Genomic DNA, 18,785 nt, shown 5'->3' with positions numbered 1-18,785 from the left:
GCTTGGGGTATGCGCCGGATCATGGGAACCGAGGTGGAGTACGGGATCGCGGTGCCGGGTGACGCGACCGCGAACCCGGTACTGACGTCCACCCAGGTGGTGTTGGCCTACGCGGCGGCCGCGGACATTCCGAGGGCTCGTCGTGCCCGCTGGGACTACGAGGTCGAGTCGCCGTTGCGTGACGCGCGGGGCTTCGACCTGGCCGGGCCCACCCAGCAGGGGCAGGACTCGGACATGGAGGATCTCGGGGCCGCGAACGTGATCCTCACCAACGGCGCCCGGCTCTACGTCGACCACGCCCACCCCGAGTACTCCGCGCCCGAGGTGACCAACGCCAGGGACGCCGTCATCTGGGACAAGGCGGGGGAGCGCGTGATGGAGGAGGCGGCGAGGCGGGCGGCGACGGTGCCGGGCCAGCAGGCGTTGCAGCTGTACAAGAACAACGTCGACGGCAAGGGCGCCAGCTACGGCACGCACGAGAACTACCTGATGGCGCGGTCGACTCCGTTCACGTCGGTCATCGCGGGGCTGACGCCGTTCTTCGTGTCGCGGCAGGTTTTCACCGGTTCCGGCCGCGTCGGTATCGGCCCGCAGGGCGAGCAGCCGGGATTCCAGCTCTCGCAGCGGGCCGACTACATCGAGGTCGAGGTGGGCCTCGAGACCACACTGAAGCGCGGCATCATCAACACGCGCGACGAACCGCACGCCGACGCCGACAAGTACCGCAGGCTGCACGTCATCATCGGCGACGCGAACCTGGCGGAGTACGCCACGTTCCTCAAACTGGGCACCACCGCGCTGGTGATCGACATGATCGAGCACGGGATGCGGTTCGACGAGTTGAAGCTCGACGAGCCGGTGCGCGCGGTGCACGAGATCAGTCACGACCCCACCCTGAAGACCACCGTCGAGCTGGCCAACGGGCGCAGGTACACCGGTCTCGACCTCCAGTTCGCCTACCACGAGCTGGCGGCACAGCATCTCGAACAGGTGGGGGCCGACGAGCAGTCCAAGGAGGTGCTGCGGATCTGGGGCGAGATTCTCGACGCTCTGGCCCGTGACCCTCAGGAGTGCGCTGACCGGCTCGACTGGCCCGCCAAGCTCCGCCTGCTGGAGGCCTATCGGGAGCGCGACTCGCTCGGGTGGGCGGCGCCGCGCCTGCACATGGTCGACCTGCAGTACTCGGACGTGCGGCTGGACAAGGGCCTCTACAACCGTCTCGTCACGCGAGGATCGATGAAGCGGCTCGTCGGCGAGGAGGAGGTGCGGGCGGCGATGACCACGCCGCCCGCCGACACCCGCGCCTACTTCCGCGGCCGGACGCTGGAGAAGTACGCGGCTTCCATCGCGGCGGCGTCGTGGGATTCGGTGATCTTCGACGTCGGCAGGGAGTCGCTCGTGCGCATCCCGACCCTGGAGCCTCTGCGAGGAACGAAGTCGCACGTGGGGCAGTTGCTTGACGAGGCCGAGACCGCCGAGCAGCTCGTGGACGCCCTGACTTCGGGCGGATAGGGTCCGTGCTCGCAAGTCCCGCGTCCGGCCGAACGGGGCCGGACGCGCATGGTCCGCGTCGTCCTCACGACCCGACTGGATCGGAAAAGATCATCAGCTGCTCGGCCACGCCAGTGACGAATGACCCGGATGTCGGCGACTCTGGGTAGGCTGAAGGCAAGCGGCCCGACACGGGAGGCGAACATGGCTCAGGAACGCATCGAGAAGCACGGCGGCGGGGACACCGACGACGACGTCGAGGCCGGTGCTCCCGCAGGCCAGGAGCGTCGAGAGAAGCTCGGCGAGGACGTGGACACGATCCTCGACGAGATCGACGACGTGCTGGAGGAGAACGCGGAGGACTTCGTGCGTGCGTACGTGCAGAAGGGCGGCCAGTAGCGGACGCACGGCCATCTTCTAGGCTTGTCGATCACGCAAGCGGTCGATGAGCACTGTTGTCCTGTTCATCCTCGGCGAGGGGAACCACGAGCACGCATGGAACACACGTCGCGTAACGCGGGCTTCACGCTGCCCGCCGCCTACCTGTCGTCCACGACGTCGTCGTTCATCGATTTCCTGAAGGTGCAGGCGCCGGAGCTGCTGCCCCGCACACGTGTGGACGCGGTGCCGGCGTCGAACACCCGGTTCGAGCCACCACACGGCACCACGATCGTCGCGTCGACGTTCAACGGTGGTGTGCTGATCGCGGGTGACCGCAGGGCCACCGCGGGCAACACGATCGCCAGCCGGGACCTGGAGAAGGTGTACGTCACCGACACCTACTCCGCGGTCGGCATCGCGGGCACCGCGGGGATCGCCCTGGAACTCGTGCGGCTCTACACGGTGGAACTCGCGCACTACGAGAAGATCGAGGGTGTCTCGCTGTCGTTGGACGGCAAGACCAACAAGCTCGCGACCATGGTGAAGGGTCACCTGGACGCCGCCATGGCGGGCTTGGCCGTGCTGCCGCTCTTCGTCGGCTACGACATCGACGCCGCCGACCCGAAGCGGGCGGGACGCATCGTGTCGTTCGACGTCACCGGTGGGCGGTACGAGGAGAGCGCCGGATACCACGCCATCGGCTCGGGTTCGGTGTACGCGAAGTCGTCGCTGAAGAAGCTGTACGACCCGGAGGCCGACGCCGACGCGGCCGTGCGGGCGGCGATCGAGTCGCTGTACGACGCGGCCGACGACGACACCGCGACCGGCGGCCCCGATCTCGTACGCAACATCTACCCGACGGTGGTGACGATCACCGCCGAACACGGTGCGGTGCGGTTACCGGAGTCCGAGACCGCGACCATCGCGCAGGCGGTGGTCCGCGAGCGGTCCGAACGACCGGGGCGGCTCGGCTGACGCCGTCGCCGTCTCCGACCGGCGCCGAGAAACCGTAGTCCTGTAGTCGATCGAGCAGAGCGGAGCCAACGCCAGTGACGATGCCGCTGTACGCCTCACCAGAGCAGTTGATGCGCGAGCGTTCGGAGCTCGCTCGGAAGGGCATCGCCCGGGGACGCAGCGTAGTCGTGCTCAAGTACCGGGGCGGTGTGTTGTTCGTGGCGGAGAACCCGTCACCGACGCTGCACAAGGTCTCCGAGATCTACGACCGCATCGGTTTCGCCGCGGTGGGGCGCTACAGCGAGTTCGAGAGCCTGCGCCGCGGCGGTATCCGCCACGTCGACCTCCAGGGGTACATGTACGACCGCCGTGACGTGAGCGCGCGGGCGCTGGCCAACGTGTACGCGCAGACACTGAGCACGATCTTCACGGAGCAGCTGAAACCGTTCGAGGTGGAGATCTGTGTGGCCCAGGTCGGCGACAACTCGGACGAGGACGAGCTGTACCGCCTGACCTACGACGGTTCGATCGTGATGGACGAGCCGAAGTACGTGGTCATGGGCGGCCAGACCGACGCCATCAACGCGAAGCTGAAGGACACGTTCTCCGACGGCATGGAGCTGAACGCCGCGCTGGCCGTGGCGGTGGACGCGTTGCGGGCGCCGTCGAGGAACTCCTCGGGCGGCGGTTCGACGGCCAACAGCGACCTGGAGCCGGGCAAGCTGGAGGTCGCGGTGCTCGACCGCGAGCGTCCCGGCCGGAAGTTCCGCCGGATCACCGGCGCGGCGCTGGAGGCGTTGATGCCGAGCGCGGAGCAGGGCGAGTCCTCGGCGGAGACCGCTTCGGGTGCGGCCGAGTCGTCCGCGGACGACGGCGAGACGAGCTGAGTCACGGTGGTGCGTGTCGCGGGTCTGTTCCACTACCCCGTGAAGGGGTGCGCGGGCGTCGAGCTGAGTGAGGGCGTCTTCGGACATGCGGGCTTGGAGCACGACCGGAAGTTCATGGTGGTGGACCCCGAGGGCGGGTTCCTCAGCCAGCGCCGCGATCCGCGTCTCGCAGTGGTGCGGCCCTCCGTCAGCGGTGACGGAGGGCGGTTGACGCTGGCCGCGCCGGATATCGAGCCGATCGACGTTGCCGTGGACACCGGTGAGGACGCCGGTCCCCGGATGGCCGTGCGGATGCACGGTGCTCCCTACCGCGGTGTCGACCAGGGTGAGCAGGCCGCCGAATGGTTGTCGACGGTGTTGGCACGCCCGTGCCGACTGGTGCGAGTGCCTCCGGAGCACGACCGGGTGACGGACGGGGAGACTCCGGGAACCTCGGGGTTCGCCGACAGCAGTGCGGTACTGGTGGTGTCGACGCGCAGCGTGGAGGAACTCAACGCCCGCTTGGAGGACAAAGGCCTGCCGGCGTTGCCGATGAACCGCTTCCGCCCCAACATCGTGGTCGAAGGTGAGCAGGAGCCGCACGTCGAGGATCGGATGCGCCGGTTCGAGGTGGGCCAGGCGGAACTGGGGTTCACCAAGGTCGCGATCCGGTGCGCGGTGACCACGGTCGACCAGGCCACGGGTGAGCGCCGGGGACCCGAGCCGCTGCGCACGCTGGCGGAATACCGGCGCATCGCCGGAGGCGTGATATTCGGGGCCAAGTTCTCGGTCGTCCGCACCGGCAAGGTTTCCGTCGGGGACGAGGTGCGGGTGACCCGCTGGGCCGCTTCCTGAGCGGCTTCGGGACGCCGCTACGAGGACCGCCTGCCGGGGCGGTAGACCGATAGGGCACTCGGCCGGGAGCGGAACCGGAACCGGTGGCCGAGCGGACCCACTTCGCCGTCGGTGGCGATGCGACGGTTGCCGTCGAGGATGGCCACGTCCAGCGCGGCCAGGTCGCGCTGCGTGTAGACGTGACTGGTACCCAGCGTGTTCGTGACGACGGCGAGCAGGAAGCGCACGCGGGAGTACGGCCGGTCGGCCCGCAGGTAGCGGACGTCGAGCAGACCCGTGTCGAGAGCGGGCCTCCGTGAGGGGATGACGCCTTTCGGGGCGTAGGTGCCGTTGCCGACGAACAGCATCCACACCAGCAGGTACTCGCCGTCCATCCGCACCCGCAGGGGGCGGGCGCGCCGGAGGGTGCGGACCATGGCGATGACGGCCGAGGGCCACTTCGGGTGACGGCGTTGGATGGTCTCGCGCAACCGCACCATCTCCGGGTAGCCCCCGAGGCTCGCCGTGTTGACGAACCAGCGGCGCACTGTGCCGTGGTCGCTCTCGATCTCCACCTCGCCGAGGTCAATTCCCACGGCGTCACCCGCGCGGGTCGCGGCGTCCGTGTCGGCGAGGTAGCGCAGACCGAGGTCGCGGGCGAAGTGATTGAGTGTGCCGGCCGGGATGAGCGCGAGCGGAAGACCGGTGTCGGCCGCGACCGAGGCCACGGCCGCGGCGGTGCCGTCACCCCCCGCGACACCGAGCGCCCGGACCTGTCCGGCACGACGCCGCAGCTCGTCGGTGAGCTGGGTGCGCAGATCGGCACCGGGCTCGGGGTGGATGACGGTGGCGCGCGGCCACAGGTCACGGATCTCGGCGGTCGGGTCGTCGGCGGGGTTGCCGGAGTTGGGGTTCACCACGGTGAGGACGTGTTCACCCTCGCGGAGCGCGGGGGCGTCGGCGGGGTGTGTGGTGTGGGCTCGTGCCTCGGTGTGCGGCGGCCACCAGTGGCGTGTGGCCAGGGCGACGAGGACACCGAGTGCGGCCCCCGCGCCGATGTCGCTCGGCCAGTGCACACCGGTGTGCACGCGCGAGTAGGCCACCGCGGCGCCCAGCGGTGCCAGCAGGGCGCCGAGGCGCGGCGACTCGAGGGCCGCGGCCGTGACGAATGCGGCGGCGGAAGCCGCATGGCCGGAGGGGAACGAGGAGGACGTCGGGCGTTTGCGCAGCCGCCGGATCTCGGGAACGACCTCGGCTGCGGGACGCCTGCGCGGCAGCAGCGGTTTGCCGATGAGGTTGGCGGTGACGCTGGCGCCCGCGAGCGCCACCAGACCTCGCATCGCCGCGCGGCGGGCCGGGCCCTTGCGCGTGGCGAGCCCCGCGGCGATGACCCACCACAGGCGGCCCTTGTCCGCGGAGCGGGTGAGCCGGGACAGCGCCGGGTCCATGAGCGTGTGGGGGATGGCGGCGCTGTAGCGCATGGCGAGACGATCGGCTGTGGTCACGTGGCGCAGTCGGCGCGCCAGGTGGGTGATGACGGCGTCGATGATTAGGCCACCCCGGTTCTGAAAAGCTTTCGTTCACCGTACCGTGGCGGAAAGCGCCTACCCTTGAAGGATGCAGCGGCGGATCTTTGGGATCGAAACCGAATTCGGGGTGACCTGCACCTTCCACGGGCAGCGCAGGTTGTCTCCCGACGAAGTGGCGCGGTACCTGTTCCGGCGGGTCGTGTCCTGGGGCCGGTCCTCGAACGTGTTCCTGTCCAACGGCTCCCGGCTGTACCTCGACGTCGGGTCGCACCCGGAGTACGCCACCGCCGAGTGCGACGACCTCGTCCAGCTGGTGACGCATGACAAGGCCGGCGAGCGGATCCTGGAGGACCTGCTGGTCGATGCCGAACGTCGCCTCGCCGACGAGGGGATCGGCGGCGACATCTTCCTCTTCAAGAACAACACCGATTCGGCGGGGAACTCGTACGGCTGCCACGAGAACTACCTCGTGACGCGGGCGGGTGAGTTCTCCAGGGTGGCCGACGTGCTGCTGCCGTTCCTCGTGACCCGGCAGCTCATCTGCGGGGCGGGGAAGGTGCTGCAGACGCCCCGCGGCGCGGTGTACTGCCTGTCCCAGCGAGCCGAGCACATCTGGGAGGGCGTGTCGAGCGCGACGACGCGGTCGCGGCCGATCATCAACACGCGCGACGAGCCGCACGCCGACGCGGAGCGCTACCGCAGGCTGCACGTGATCGTCGGCGACTCCAACATGGCGGAGCCGACGACGCTGCTGAAGGTGGGCTCGGTGAACCTCGTGCTCGAGATGATCGAGGAGGGCGTCCAGTTCCGGGACTTCACGCTGGACAACCCGATCAGAGCGATCCGGGAGATCAGCCACGACCTGACGGGCAGGCGGCAGGTGCGGCTGGCAGGCGGGCGCGAGGCCTCGGCGCTGGAGATCCAGCGCGAGTACTACGCCAGGGCGGTCCAGCACGTCGAGACGAACGGTGGTTCCCCGGCGACGCACCAGGTGATCGACCTGTGGGGGCGGGCACTGGACGCGGTGGAGCAGCAGGACTTCTCCGGTATCGACACCGAGATCGACTGGGCGATCAAACACCGGCTGGTGGAGCGCTACCGCAGCAAGCACAACCTGGTGCTCTCCGACCCGAGGGTCGCTCAGCTCGACCTCGCCTACCACGACATCCGGCGTGGTAGGGGTGTGTTCGACCTGTTGCAGCGCAAGGGGCTGGTGCGGCGGATCACCGACGACGGCGAGATCGAGCTCGCCAAGGACACCCCGCCGCAGACCACGCGGGCGAAGCTGCGGGGCGACTTCATCGCCGCGGCCCAGCAGGCCGGGCGTGACTTCACCGTCGACTGGGTGCACCTCAAGCTGAACGACCAGGCGCAGCGCACCGTGTTGTGCAAGGACCCGTTCCGCTCGGTGGACGAGCGGGTGGAGCGGCTGATCAGCTCGTTGTGAACAGCTCGCCGGGCCGGGTGAGAAGGGGCCCGGCCGTGGGAGGGGCTTGCCGGGTGGGCGATAGGGTTACAAGGTGTCCACCGCCCGTGCCGAGCGCCTGGTGAACCTGGTGCTCGCTCTGTTGTCGACTCGGCAGTACCTGACGTCCGAGCGGATCCGCGGCATCGTGCCCGGATACGTCGACGCCACGAGCGACGAGGCGTTCTCACGCATGTTCGAGCGCGACAAGGCGGAGCTGCGAGAGCTGGGCATTCCGCTGGAGACCGGGCGCAACTCGGTGTTCGATCCCGTTGAGGGGTATCGCATCGCCCGTCGCGACTACGAGCTGGGGGACGTCGAGCTGGCGCCCGACGAGGCCGCCGCGGTCGCGCTCGCGGTACGGCTGTGGGATTCGCCCGAGTTGACCGGGCAGGCGCAGGGCGCGCTGGTGAAGCTACGGGCCGCGGGGGTCGAGGTCGACGAGAACGCGGCCACTCCCGTGGAGCCGAGGGTGCACGCCGAGCCCGCGTTCGCTCCACTGCTGTCGGCCGTGCAGCAGGGCAGGGTGGTGCGGTTCGACTACCGGCGCTCCTCGTCGCCGGAGCGGCGAGAGCGCACGGTGGAGCCGTGGGGCGTGGTGTCGTGGCGGGCGCGTTGGTACCTCGTGGGCCATGACCGGGACCGGGACGCGCCACGGTGTTTCCGCCTGTCACGCGTCACCGGGCCGGTGCGGGCCCTGGGCCGGGCGGGAGCCGTGACGCGGCCCGGCGACGTGAACCTGCTGGAGTTCGTCGCGGGCGTCGGTGGCGAGCGGGACCCCCAGCCGGTGATGCGGGCGCGGTTGTGGCTCGCGGAGGGGCGCGCGGCCGGCATCCGCCGTCATGCCACGGTGGTGGGTCGCCGCACGGTCGCCGACGTCGACGGCGACGTGGTGGAGCTGGATCTCTGGGCGCCCGAGAGCGCCGCCGACTGGATCGCGGGCCACGGCCCCGACGCGTTGGTGCTGGAGCCGGACGTGTTGGCCAAGGCGGTCGCCGATCGGTGGGAACGAGTCGCGCAGGAGGTGTCGAGGTGAGTGGATCGGGTGATCGGCTTCCCAGGCTGCTCGCGCTCGTGCCGTACCTGCTGGCCCGGCCGGGGATCCGGATCGACGAGGCGGCCCGCGACTTCGGTGTCACGCCGCGGCAGTTGCGCAAGGACCTGGAACTGCTGTGGATGTGCGGCCTGCCGGGTTACGGCCCGGGCGATCTGATCGACCTGTCGTTCGACGGTGACACCGTGTCGGTGACCTACGACGCGGGCATGCGCCGTCCGCTCCGGCTCACCGGTGCGGAGGCGAGCGCGCTGCTGATCGCGTTGCGGGCGTTGGCCGAGACGCCGGGTGTGGTCGACGCCGACAGCGTGCACAGGGCCATCGCCAAGATCGAGGCCGCGTCGGGCGACGCCCGCCCCTCCGGTGTGGTGGTGGGCAGCGGTACCCGCGAAGCGGCGGCCACAACGTCGACGCGTGAGACGTTGCGGCAGGCGTTGCGGGGCGGTCGTGCGGTGTGGCTGCGTTACTACAGCGCGTCGAAGGACGCGATCACCGAACGCACGGTTGACCCGATGCGGCTGCTGATCGTGCAGGGCATCAGCTACCTGGAGGCGTGGTGCCGCAGGGCCTCCTCCGTCCGCCTGTTCCGTCTCGATCGGATCGACGAGCTGGCGGTGCTGGACGAGCGGGCCGCCCCGCCGGAGACCGCGACGCCGAAGGATTTGTCCGAGGGCGTCTTCCCGCGGCGATCCGAGTATCCGGAGGCCGAACTCGTGCTCGAGCCGGACGCGCGGTGGGTGGCCGAGTACTACCAGTGTGAGGAGCTCGACGAGCTCGACGGCGGTCGTCTGCGGGTGCGGATGCGCTACGCCGACGAGTCGTGGCTGGTGCGGCTGGTGCTCCGGCAGCACGGCCAGGTGACGGTCGAGAAGCCCGAGTGGGCCGCACAGGCTGTGCGACAGCGGGCGGCCGAGGCGCTGGCACGTGCTCGTCACCTCACCGCAACCTCGGCTGGCTAGGGTGGGTCCGTGTTGTACGTGGTGAGTGCCGCGCTCGTCGTGGCCGCGGTAGCCGGTTTCGGCCTTGTCGCGTTTCGTGTGTTCCGGCTCTTGCGCACGTTCCGTGAGGCAGCCAGCATGGTGTCGGCTCGCACCGGTGATCGGGTCGGGTTGCTGCGGGCTCGGTCCGCAGCGGTCGGTGTCGCGATCCGCCAGGGTCGCCGCCACTGACGCGACACCGCGGCAGCACAGTACGATCGACCCTGAACGAGTAAGGAGGCCAGGCGATGAATGCGTTGCAGCCGTGGCATTTGATCATTCTGGTTCTTGTCGTGGTCCTGCTGTTCGGCGCCAAGCGCCTGCCCGACGCTGCCAGGTCGATCGGCAAGTCCATGAAGATCTTCAAGGCCGAGACCAAGGACATGCGCGAGTCCGGCCAGACCTCCGACTCGGCGACCACCGCGCAGACTGTGGCTCCGGAGCCTTCGGTGACCGAGCCCGACACCCGACAGTTGCCGTCGTCGACAACCACGCCTCCGGCGGCCACCCCGGCGCCCAGCACCGACGACCAGGTCGAGCAACTCCAGCGTCAGCTCGACGAGCTGAAGCGGCAGCAGGCGGCTCAGCAGTCGCAGAAGCACGCGGGCTGATGCCCTCGGCGGCGCCGAGGGCGCTGCCCGCTCAGGCCTGATTCGTCAACACGGGATGGAAACGGACACGGTTCGTGGCGGATTCCTCGAACGACCGCACCAGCAAGCGGCGTAAGCGCAGCCGTCGGCACAATCCCGACGGCACCATGACGCTGATCGAGCACATCTACGAGTTCCGCCGTCGCCTGGGTTTCGCTCTGATCGCGCTGGTCGTGGGTGGCATCCTTGGGTTCCTCTGGTTCGCCAACCGGGTGGGGCCCATCCCGTCGCTCGGTGACATCGTCACCGGACCGTACTGTTCGATCCCGGCCGAGCACCGGTTTCCGAAGGAGCCGCCGTGCCGGCTGCTGCAGACCGTTCCGTTCGAAGCCTTCATGATCCAGTTGAAGGTGGGTCTGACGGCCGGTGCGGTGCTGTTCGCCCCGGTGTGGCTCTACCAGCTCTGGGCGTTCATCGCTCCGGGGTTGTACACGCGGGAACGCAAGTACGCGCTCACGTTCGTCGGGTTCGCGAGCGTGCTGTTCGCCGGAGGAGCGGTACTCGCGTACGCCATGGTGCCGTTCGCCCTGGAGATCCTGGTGAACTTCGGCGGTGGCTCGTTCGACACCTGGTTCACCGGTGACAAGTACGTCTCCTTCGTGCTGTCGTTGCTGCTGATCTTCGGGGTGAGCTTCGAGGTTCCCCTGCTGGTGATCATGCTGAACCGCGTGGGTGTGGTCAGCTACGCCCAACTCAGCAAGTGGCGCCGAGGTCTGATCTTCATCGCGTTCGTCTTCGCGGCCTTCGTGACGCCTGCCGATCCGTTCTCCATGCTCGCGCTGGCGGGTGCGTTGACCGTGCTGTTGGAACTGTCGCTCCAGATCACCCGTATCCACGACAAGCGCAAGGCCCGGCGCCGCGGCGAGGAGAACTGGGACCAGCTCTCCGACGACGAGGCGGCCCCGTTCCACTACACGCCGAGCACGATCGACGAACCGCGTACCGGGGACGGTAGGTCACGCACCGAGGACGTCACCTGACGTATGGGGTGGCGACTGGCTCTGGCCGTGCATCCCGACTCGGGTCAGGGCACGGCCGCGCGGATGGCGGGCACGGTGGCCGCACGGCTGCGCGCCGAGGCGGCCCACCTTGAGTTGATCACGCCCGCCTCACCCGAGCGGTTCCGGCAGCGGGTGGCCGACTGCCGGACGTCGGGTCTGGACGCGCTCGTCGTGCTGGGCGGCGACGGGGCCGCGCACCAGGCTGTTCAGTGCTGTGCGGGTACGGACGTGTCACTCGGCCTCGTTCCCTGCGGTACCGGCAACGACTTCGCCCGCGCACTCGGAATTCCCCGTGATCCGCGCGCCGCTCTGGACGCGCTGGTCTCGGCGTTGCGGCACGGACGTCGGCGCCCTCCACGCCGCCTCGACCTCGGCCGTGTGGACGGCGCCGACGCGGCGGCGGCACGCTGGTTCGGCACGGTGCTCTGCACGGGTTTCGACGCGGCCGTCAACGCTCGCGCCAACAGCATGCCATGGCCACGCGGACCACGCCGCTACGACGTCGCGCTGCTCCAAGAGCTGATGTCGTTGCGCCCACGGCCGGTGGTGGTGGACACGGACGCCGGGCGGTTGACGTTGCGGGCGACGCTGGTGGCGGTGGGCAACACCGCGTTCTACGGCGGCGGCATCCCCATCTGCCCGTCCGCGGTGTACGACGACGGGGCGTTCGACGTGACGGTCGTCGGCCCGGTGAGCCCGCTGCGGCTCGCCCGAATCCTGCCGAGGCTGCGTACCGGCACCCACGTGCGCCACCCTTCCGTGCACACGCTGCGTGCGTCGCGCGTCCACGTGGCGGGCGCTCCGGAGTGGCCGGTGTTCGCCGACGGCGATCCCGTCGGCGCGCTGCCGGTGAGCGTGACGTGCGTGCCGGGTGCGTTGTCGGTGCTCGGCTGACCCGCCGGGTCAGCGGGTGGCGGGACCGCCGTTGGCCGCGACGGTGTCTTCCGCGGCCTGAACGAAGGCGCGCACGCGGGCGGTGACCGAGGCGGTGCGCCAGACCACGGCCACGTCGGTGGGTGGTACCCCGTCCAGCGGGACGAACACGACGTCGGGCCGGTTGTGGTATGTCCGTACGGACGCCGCCAGCGGGGACACCCCGCGTCCCGCGGCGACGAGTGCGAGCAGTTCCTGGAAGGTGCTGACCGACTCCCGACGGTGGATCGGCCTGCCGTCGGCCGTCGCGGGCGGCACATGGAAGTCCCACCAGTAGCCGGGTGCGGACCCGGCGACGCCGAATGTCGTCTCACTGGCCAGCTCGTCGAGGGACACGCGTTCGCGCCGGGCGAGCCGGTGTCGGGTCGGCACGGCCAGCACCCTCGGCTCGGACAACACGACCGGCCCGACCGTCAGGTCCGGCTCTTCCACGGGCAGTCGCGTGAGCAGAAGGTCGACCTCGCCGGAACGCAGTGGCCCCAGTGGATCGCTGAAGTGCGTCTCACGCATCACGACCTCGCAGCGCGGGTGACGCTGTGCGAACGTGTCCAGCAGTTCGGGGGTGAGTTCGCCGGCTGCCAGACCGAGGAACCCGACGTGCAGGCTGCCGTCGACTCCGCGAGCGGTGGCCTGTGCCCGAGCCAGCGCGTCCGCGAGTCCTTGGTGCAGGGGGGCGAGGTCGTCGCGGAATCGCTCTCCGAGTGGAGTGAGGGTTACCCGGCGACTGGTGCGCTCGAACAGCGGTGCCCCGATGCGGCGTTCGAGCTTGCGGATCGTCTGGCTCACGCGCGCCTGGGTGAGGTGCAGGCGCTCAGCGGTGCGCCCGAAGTGCAGTTCCTCGGCCAGGACGAGGAACGCGTCCATCTCGTGCCGCTCGGGCACCGCACCAGGAACCATAAGTGCAGATTATCGAATGGTGCGCAGCGCGTCGTTGTTCCGGCTCCAGCGCGGAGTGATCGTTTCCAGTGTCCGAAACGGCACGGCGAGGAGGCGACGATGAGTGCGGAGACCGAACTGCGGACCGTCCCCGCAGGACGGCGAGCGCGGACCGAGCGGAGCATCACCGGACGTGGCTGGTGGGTCCTCGGGGTCGCGCTGGCGGGGACCTTCCTCGCGATCATGGACTCGTTCGTCGTGAACGTGGCCGTTCCGTCGGTGCGTTCGGAGCTGAACGCGAGCTTCGCGCAGATCGAACTCGTCGTCGGTGGCTATGTGCTCGTGTACGGGTTGTTGCTCGTGCTCGGGGGCAGGCTCGGTGATCTCCACGGGGCCCGGCGCATGTTCGTGGCGGGGGTGGGTGTGTTCACCCTGGCCTCGTTGGCGGCCGGACCCGCACCGGACGCGACGTCGTTGATCGTCGCCCGGTTGGTGCAGGGCGGCGGTGCCGCGTTGTTCTACCCCCAGGTGCTGGCGGTCCTGCGCATCGGGTTCGACGGCCGGGCCAGGGCGACGGCGTTCGCACTCTTCGGCGCCACCATCGGGTTGGCCTCGATCGCCGGGCAACTCGTGGGAGGGCTGCTCCTGCACCTGGACGTGTGGGGACTGGGGTGGCGCCTGGTTTTCCTGGTCAACGTGCCCGTGGGCGTCGCCACCGTCGTGGGCGCACTGCGCTTTCTGCCCAGGGGTGAGCGCGCGCCCGGCCGCGTGCGGGGTGCGCTCGACGTGACCGGCGTCGTGCTGCTCTCCGCGGCGCTGCTGGCGCTGTCGGTGCCGTTGGTCGAAGGCGACCACGCCGGATGGCCGTGGTGGACGTGGGTGTCGCTGGCGTCGTCGCTGCCCCTGCTCGCGGCGTTCGTGGTGTGGGAGCGGCGCCTGAAGAGGCGGGGTGGATCGCCCCTGGTGGACCCCGACCTGCTGACACTGCGTAGCTTCGCGGCGGGAAACGGTATCGCGGTGGTGTTCTTCGCGGGCAACGCCGGATTGTTCTTCGTGCTGACGCTGACGCTGCAGGACGGGCTCGGCTACTCGCCGCTGACGGCGGGGTCGGTGTTCGCTCCGCTGGCGGTGGCGTTCGCGGTGGCGTCGCTGATCGGTCCCTGGTTGTCCGCTCGGTGGGGCCACCACGTGCTGACGCTCGGGTACGGCGCCAACGCCGTCGGCACGGCCGTGCTGCTGACGACGGTGTGGCTGGATGGCGCTGAAGTCACGGGCTGGGCGCTCGTGGGGCCGCTGGCGATCGTCGGGTTCGGTCAGGGGCTCGGGGTGAGTCCCCTGTTCGGTGCGGCCCTGGGTGAAGTCCCCGAGCGTTCCGCCGGTGCCGCAGGCGGTGTGCTGGAAACCGCGGGCCAGCTCGGCATGTCGCTGGGTGTCACGGTGCTGGGACTGGTGTTCTCCACATCGCTGGGTGACGGACCGTTCGTCACGGCATCGCATCTGAACGCGTTCACGACCGCGCTCGTGGGGAACCTGGCGCTGGCCGTGGCCGCGCTGGTGCTGTTGCGTTTCCTTGCCCGGTCCCGTATTCAACCGAACGGTTGACTACCGAGTCCGAGGAGGCTACGGTGATATTCAACCAATTGGTTGAGAAGCAGGAGAGGTTCGGTGGCTGACGATCAGCTGTCGCGCATGTTCGCCGCGCTCGGAGACCCGATCCGTCGTGACATCGTGGCCCGGCTCGCCGCCGGGGACGCCACGGTGGCCGAGTTGGCCGAGCCCTACGACGTGTCGCTGCAGGCGGTTTCCAAGCACCTGCGCGTGCTGGAGGACGCCGGGCTGATCAGCCGCAGCAGGCAGGCCCAGCGCAGACCGTGCCACCTGGAGGCGGACGTGCTGGACCTGATGAGCAAGTGGATCGAGCGTTACCGGCTCGCCGCCGAGGAACGGTTCCGCCGCCTCGACGCCGTGCTGGAGGAACTCACCGACACCGACGCCGGGACCCCCGGCGACGCCCAGCAGGAGGCATCATGACGACCAAGACCCGAGACACCCTGATCGAAGCCGTTCCCGACCTGCCGTCGATACGGATCGTGCGCGAGTTCGACGCCCCGCCGGACAAGGTCTTCCGGGCCTGGACGGAACCGGAGCTCGTTGTCCGCTGGCTGGGTCCGAAAGACCTCGAGATGCGCATCGACGCCTGGGACGTCCGCACCGGCGGCAGTTACCGCTACACCAACTGGCGTGGCGGCGAGCTGGTGGCGGAGTTCTACGGCTCGTTCCACGAGGTGCGCACCCCCAGCAGGCTGGTGCAGACGTTCGGTTTCACCGCCATGCCCGACGCCGTCAGCCTGGAGACCGCCACGTTCGACGACCTCGGCGGCGGCCGGACTCGCGTCACGATCCTGTCGATCGTGGACACCCTGGAGTCCCGCGACGCGATGCTGGCCAGCGGCATGGAGACCGGCGTCGTCGAGGGCTACGAGAAACTCGACGCGCTACTCGCCTGACCCGGCGGCCAGCCGCTCACGCCGGTACTTCGGCAACCCCGCCACCACCAGGTCGTACGACTCGTACACCAGGTCGGTCACCAGGTCTTCGGGCACGGAACCGTCCAGCACCACCGTGTTCCAGTGGCGCTTGTTCAGGTGGTAGCCGGGGGTGATCGCGGGGTAGGTGTCGCGCAGGTACAGTGAGTGCTCCGGGTCGCACTTCAGGCTCACCGTGAGCGGTCGGCCGTCCAGCGCCGACAGCGCGAACATCTTCTCCTCCACGAAGAACACGCTGAGTTCGGGCGAGAACGGGAACCGTTCCCGGGTCCCCGGCAAAGACAGGCACAGCGACCGTAACCGTTTCGCACTCCACACTCCCATGTCGCCGCAGCGTAGCGCCGGTCGCCGACAGTTCGGGTGCTCGAACCGACTGCCGCGGCCGGTTCGCGGCGCCGCGGTACCCACCCCGTGCACGCGCACGGTCGGGTGTGAAACCCTGGCGATCGTGGACTCCTCCACTTCATCCCCGAGCCCGGCCGAGGCCTACGCGGCGGCGCGGCGCCGCGGAAGGTACCCACAGCTCGCGCGATTCGCCGCTGACGTGGCGTTCGACTTCGACGACTTCCAGATCCAGGGCTGCGAGGCCCTCGAGGACGGGCACGGCGTGCTGGTGTGCGCGCCGACCGGTGCGGGGAAGACCGTCGTCGGCGAGTTCGCCGTGCATCTGGCCCTGGCCGAGGGGCGCAAGTGCTTCTACACCACGCCCATCAAGGCGTTGTCGAACCAGAAGTACGGCGACCTGGTCGAGCGGTACGGCCCCGACGCCGTCGGCCTTCTGACCGGCGACACCTCCGTGAACGGCAGTGCGCAGATCGTGGTGATGACCACCGAGGTGCTGCGCAACATGCTGTACGCGAACTCCGCCGCGCTCGACGACCTCGGCTACGTCGTGATGGACGAGGTGCACTACCTCGCCGACCGGTTCCGTGGCGCGGTGTGGGAGGAGGTCATCCTGCACCTGCCGGCCTACGTGCGCGTGGTGGGCCTCTCGGCCACGGTCAGCAACGCCGAGGAGTTCGGTGAGTGGCTGGTGGAGGTGCGCGGTGACACCACCGTGGTGGTCGACGAGCACCGCCCCGTGCCGTTGTGGCAGCACATGTTCGTCGGTGGTCGCATGCTCGACCTGTTCGCCGCCGACGCCGCGGACACCGGTGAGGCCAAACTGAACCCGCAGCTCCTGCGCCGGGTCGAGGACACCGCGCGCATGCACGCTCCCGCCGGGCTTCGGGGCCGCGGCCGACGCGGAGCGCCCTACCGGGGACCGCGCTACCGGCCACCGTCCCGCACCGAGGTCGTCGACCGTCTCGATGCGGCCGGACTGCTGCCCGCGATCGTGTTCATCTTCTCGCGAGCGGGTTGTGACGCCGCCGTGGCCCAGTGTGTGCGTAGCGGACTGCGGCTCAACACTCCCGAGGAGGTCGAGCAGGTACGCCGCATCGTCGACGAGCGCACCGCCGACCTGCCGCAGAACGACCTCGCCGTGCTCGGCTACTGGGAGTGGCGCGAAGCGCTGGAGCAGGGCATCGCCGCCCACCACGCGGGGCTGCTGCCCGCGTTCAAGGAGACCGTGGAGGAGTTGTTCGTCCGCGGGCTCGTCAAGGTCGTGTTCGCCACCGAGACCCTCGCTCTGGGCATCAACATGCCCGCCCGCACCGTCGTGCTCGAACGGCTCGTCAAGTACAACGGCGAGGCGCACGTGGACCTCACTCCCGGCGAGTACACGCAGCTCACCGGCCGTGCGGGCAGGCGGGGGATCGACGTCGAGGGGCACGCCGTGGTGGTGTGGCAGCCGGGGGTCGATCCAAGGCAGGTCGCCGGGCTGGCCTCCACACGCACGTATCCACTGCGGTCGTCGTTCCGGCCCGGCTACAACATGGCCGTGAACCTGGTGGGTCGGTTCGGGTCGGCCAAGGCTCGGGAGCTGCTGGAGCAGTCGTTCGCCCAGTTCCAGGCCGACCGCTCGGTGGTGGGGCTGTCCCGCCGCATCGAGCGCAATGCCGAGGCGTTGCGCGGGTACGCCGACGCGGTCACCGGTGACGTCGACGAGCTGCGGTCGTACCTGGCTCTGCGCAAGCGGGTGTCCGACCGGGAGAAGGTGCTGGCACGGCAGAACACGACCGCCCGGCGTGCGCAGACCGCCCGGTCGCTGGAGAAGCTCCGCAAGGGTGACGTCATCGCCGTCCCGCAGGGGCGGCGTGCGGGGCTGGCCGTGGTGGTCGATCCCGGGGTGGACCAGTTCGACGAGCCGAGGCCCGTCGTGGTCACCGAAGACCGCTGGTCCGGTGCCCTCTCGCTGTCCGACTTCCCGGCGCCTGTGGAGCCGCTGGGCAGGTTGAAGCTGCCCAAGCACGTCGAGCTGCGCTCACCCAAGACCCGCCGCGACATCGCCTCGTCGCTGCGTAACCTGGGCCTGCGCCCGCCCCGGCGGCAGAAGTGGCGTTCCGACGCCCACTCCGACCCGGAGCTGGGAGAGCTCCGGCGGGAGCTGCGCTCCCACCCGGTGCACGGGACGCCCGACCGGGAAGCCAACCTGCGGTGGGTCGAGCGCTACCTGCGCCTGGAGGCGGAGACCGAGCAGCTCAAACGCAAGGTCGCGGCGACGACCCACTCACTGGCCCGCGCGTTCGACCGCATTCGCGGGTTGCTGTCCGAACGCGGCTACCTCGACGACGGTGGTGACACTGTCACCGAACACGGGCGACTGCTGGCCCGCCTGTACAGCGAGTCGGACCTGTTGGCCGCCGAGTGCATCCGCCAGCGGTTGTGGCACGGGCTCGCCCCCGCCGAACTCGCCGCAGTGGTCTCCACGCTGGTGTACGAGGCGCGGCGGGATTCCCCCGCCGAGTCGAAGCTGCCCTCGGGACCGGTGTCCGAGGCCTGGCAGGAGACCGTGCGAGTGTGGACGGACCTTGTCGACGACGAGCGCAGGCACCGCCTCGACCGCACTCGCGAACCTGACGCCGGGTTCGCCTGGCCTGTCTACCGGTGGGCGCGCGGGGAGAGTCTGGAGAAGGTGCTGACCACCGCTGAGGTGAACGGCCAGGAACTGTCGGCGGGCGACTTCGTGCGCTGGTCGCGGCAGGTGGTGGACCTGCTCGACCAGATCAAGGACGTGCTCGGCAGGGAACATCCCGTTGGCGGCGCGGCGGGCAAGGCGTCACGCCTGCTCCGGCGGGGTGTGGTCGCCGCGGGAGAGGTCTGAGGAAGCGCCGGGCAGACGTGTCG

Annotated in this window: 19 protein-coding genes; 16 read left to right on the top strand and 3 right to left on the bottom strand. The window is 69.7% G+C overall.

Features of this window, described 5'->3' with window-relative positions; translation table 11 throughout:
• Positions 1-9: 9 nt before the first annotated feature.
• The 5 genes from dop (at position 10) to SACCYDRAFT_RS14220 (ending at position 4,547) form a co-directional block, all read left to right on the top strand.
• Positions 10-1,512, top strand: a complete 1,503-nt coding sequence (dop, locus tag SACCYDRAFT_RS14240) for a depupylase/deamidase Dop (RefSeq protein WP_005457109.1) — start codon at positions 10-12, stop codon at positions 1,510-1,512.
• Between the two features lie 183 nt (positions 1,513-1,695).
• Positions 1,696-1,890: a ubiquitin-like protein Pup gene (locus tag SACCYDRAFT_RS14235; RefSeq protein ID WP_005457107.1), complete on the top strand. Its 195-nt coding sequence runs from the start codon at positions 1,696-1,698 to the stop codon at positions 1,888-1,890.
• A gap of 96 nt (positions 1,891-1,986) precedes the next feature.
• Positions 1,987-2,847, top strand: coding sequence for a proteasome subunit beta (gene prcB, locus SACCYDRAFT_RS14230; RefSeq protein ID WP_005457105.1), 861 nt, complete (start codon positions 1,987-1,989; stop codon positions 2,845-2,847).
• A gap of 74 nt (positions 2,848-2,921) precedes the next feature.
• On the top strand, positions 2,922-3,713 hold the full coding sequence (prcA, locus tag SACCYDRAFT_RS14225) for a proteasome subunit alpha (protein ID WP_043536488.1): 792 nt from the start codon (positions 2,922-2,924) through the stop codon (positions 3,711-3,713).
• 6 nt (positions 3,714-3,719) lie between these two features.
• A complete protein-coding gene (locus tag SACCYDRAFT_RS14220; RefSeq protein ID WP_005457101.1) occupies positions 3,720-4,547 on the top strand; it encodes an MOSC domain-containing protein in 828 nt (275 codons plus the stop codon).
• A gap of 17 nt (positions 4,548-4,564) precedes the next feature.
• Here SACCYDRAFT_RS14220 and SACCYDRAFT_RS14215 read toward each other — a convergent pair whose 3' ends face one another.
• Positions 4,565-6,007 (bottom strand): bifunctional phosphatase PAP2/diacylglycerol kinase family protein, encoded by a 1,443-nt coding sequence (locus SACCYDRAFT_RS14215; RefSeq protein ID WP_005457099.1) that lies wholly within the window; start codon positions 6,005-6,007, stop codon positions 4,565-4,567.
• Between the two features lie 136 nt (positions 6,008-6,143).
• On the opposite strand from SACCYDRAFT_RS14215, the gene pafA reads away from it, so the two are divergent.
• The 7 genes from pafA (at position 6,144) to SACCYDRAFT_RS14180 (ending at position 12,096) form a co-directional block, all read left to right on the top strand.
• Positions 6,144-7,502 (top strand): Pup--protein ligase, encoded by a 1,359-nt coding sequence (gene pafA, locus SACCYDRAFT_RS14210; RefSeq protein ID WP_005457098.1) that lies wholly within the window; start codon positions 6,144-6,146, stop codon positions 7,500-7,502.
• 73 nt (positions 7,503-7,575) lie between these two features.
• Complete coding sequence (locus tag SACCYDRAFT_RS14205; RefSeq protein WP_005457097.1) at positions 7,576-8,556, top strand: helix-turn-helix transcriptional regulator; 981 nt, start codon at positions 7,576-7,578, stop codon at positions 8,554-8,556.
• On the top strand, positions 8,553-9,533 hold the full coding sequence (locus SACCYDRAFT_RS14200; protein ID WP_005457096.1) for a helix-turn-helix transcriptional regulator: 981 nt from the start codon (positions 8,553-8,555) through the stop codon (positions 9,531-9,533). Before SACCYDRAFT_RS14205 ends, SACCYDRAFT_RS14200 begins: the two co-directional genes overlap by 4 nt.
• Before the next feature lie 9 nt (positions 9,534-9,542).
• The gene (locus SACCYDRAFT_RS14195) at positions 9,543-9,743 is read left to right on the top strand and encodes a bacteriophage holin (RefSeq protein WP_005457095.1); all 201 of its coding nucleotides are present in this window, start codon (positions 9,543-9,545) and stop codon (positions 9,741-9,743) included.
• A gap of 56 nt (positions 9,744-9,799) precedes the next feature.
• Positions 9,800-10,162, top strand: coding sequence for a Sec-independent protein translocase subunit TatA (gene tatA / locus SACCYDRAFT_RS14190; protein WP_005457094.1), 363 nt, complete (start codon positions 9,800-9,802; stop codon positions 10,160-10,162).
• Positions 10,163-10,236: 74 nt separating this feature from the next.
• Positions 10,237-11,181, top strand: coding sequence for a twin-arginine translocase subunit TatC (tatC, locus tag SACCYDRAFT_RS14185; RefSeq protein ID WP_005457093.1), 945 nt, complete (start codon positions 10,237-10,239; stop codon positions 11,179-11,181).
• Between the two features lie 3 nt (positions 11,182-11,184).
• Positions 11,185-12,096 (top strand): diacylglycerol/lipid kinase family protein, encoded by a 912-nt coding sequence (locus SACCYDRAFT_RS14180; protein WP_005457091.1) that lies wholly within the window; start codon positions 11,185-11,187, stop codon positions 12,094-12,096.
• A 9-nt stretch (positions 12,097-12,105) separates the two neighbouring features.
• Here the strand turns inward: SACCYDRAFT_RS14180 and SACCYDRAFT_RS14175 are convergent, their stop codons facing one another.
• On the bottom strand, positions 12,106-13,032 hold the full coding sequence (locus SACCYDRAFT_RS14175) for a LysR family transcriptional regulator (protein WP_198284927.1): 927 nt from the start codon (positions 13,030-13,032) through the stop codon (positions 12,106-12,108).
• Between the two features lie 99 nt (positions 13,033-13,131).
• Between SACCYDRAFT_RS14175 and SACCYDRAFT_RS14170 the strand changes: the two genes are divergently transcribed.
• From SACCYDRAFT_RS14170 to SACCYDRAFT_RS14160, 3 genes are all read left to right on the top strand, one after another.
• Entirely contained in the window at positions 13,132-14,613 is a 1,482-nt protein-coding gene (locus SACCYDRAFT_RS14170; protein ID WP_005457089.1) for an MFS transporter, read from the top strand.
• Positions 14,614-14,676: 63 nt separating this feature from the next.
• Positions 14,677-15,042 (top strand): ArsR/SmtB family transcription factor, encoded by a 366-nt coding sequence (locus SACCYDRAFT_RS14165; protein WP_005457088.1) that lies wholly within the window; start codon positions 14,677-14,679, stop codon positions 15,040-15,042.
• Entirely contained in the window at positions 15,039-15,518 is a 480-nt protein-coding gene (locus SACCYDRAFT_RS14160) for an SRPBCC family protein (protein ID WP_005457087.1), read from the top strand. The genes SACCYDRAFT_RS14165 and SACCYDRAFT_RS14160 overlap by 4 nt, the downstream gene beginning before the upstream one ends.
• Here SACCYDRAFT_RS14160 and SACCYDRAFT_RS14155 read toward each other — a convergent pair.
• A complete protein-coding gene (locus SACCYDRAFT_RS14155) occupies positions 15,507-15,881 on the bottom strand; it encodes an MmcQ/YjbR family DNA-binding protein (RefSeq protein WP_005457086.1) in 375 nt (124 codons plus the stop codon). The genes SACCYDRAFT_RS14160 and SACCYDRAFT_RS14155 overlap by 12 nt on opposite strands.
• A 124-nt stretch (positions 15,882-16,005) precedes the next feature.
• Between SACCYDRAFT_RS14155 and SACCYDRAFT_RS14150 the strand changes: the two genes are divergently transcribed.
• Positions 16,006-18,762, top strand: coding sequence for a DEAD/DEAH box helicase (locus SACCYDRAFT_RS14150; RefSeq protein ID WP_005457085.1), 2,757 nt, complete (start codon positions 16,006-16,008; stop codon positions 18,760-18,762).
• Positions 18,763-18,785 lie beyond the last annotated feature (23 nt).

It is taken from the genome of Saccharomonospora cyanea NA-134 (assembly GCF_000244975.1).
GTDB lineage: Bacteria > Actinomycetota > Actinomycetes > Mycobacteriales > Pseudonocardiaceae > Saccharomonospora > Saccharomonospora cyanea.
The sequence above is the reverse complement of the archived record's forward strand: the minus strand, read 5'-3'. Positions and strand labels throughout refer to the sequence as shown.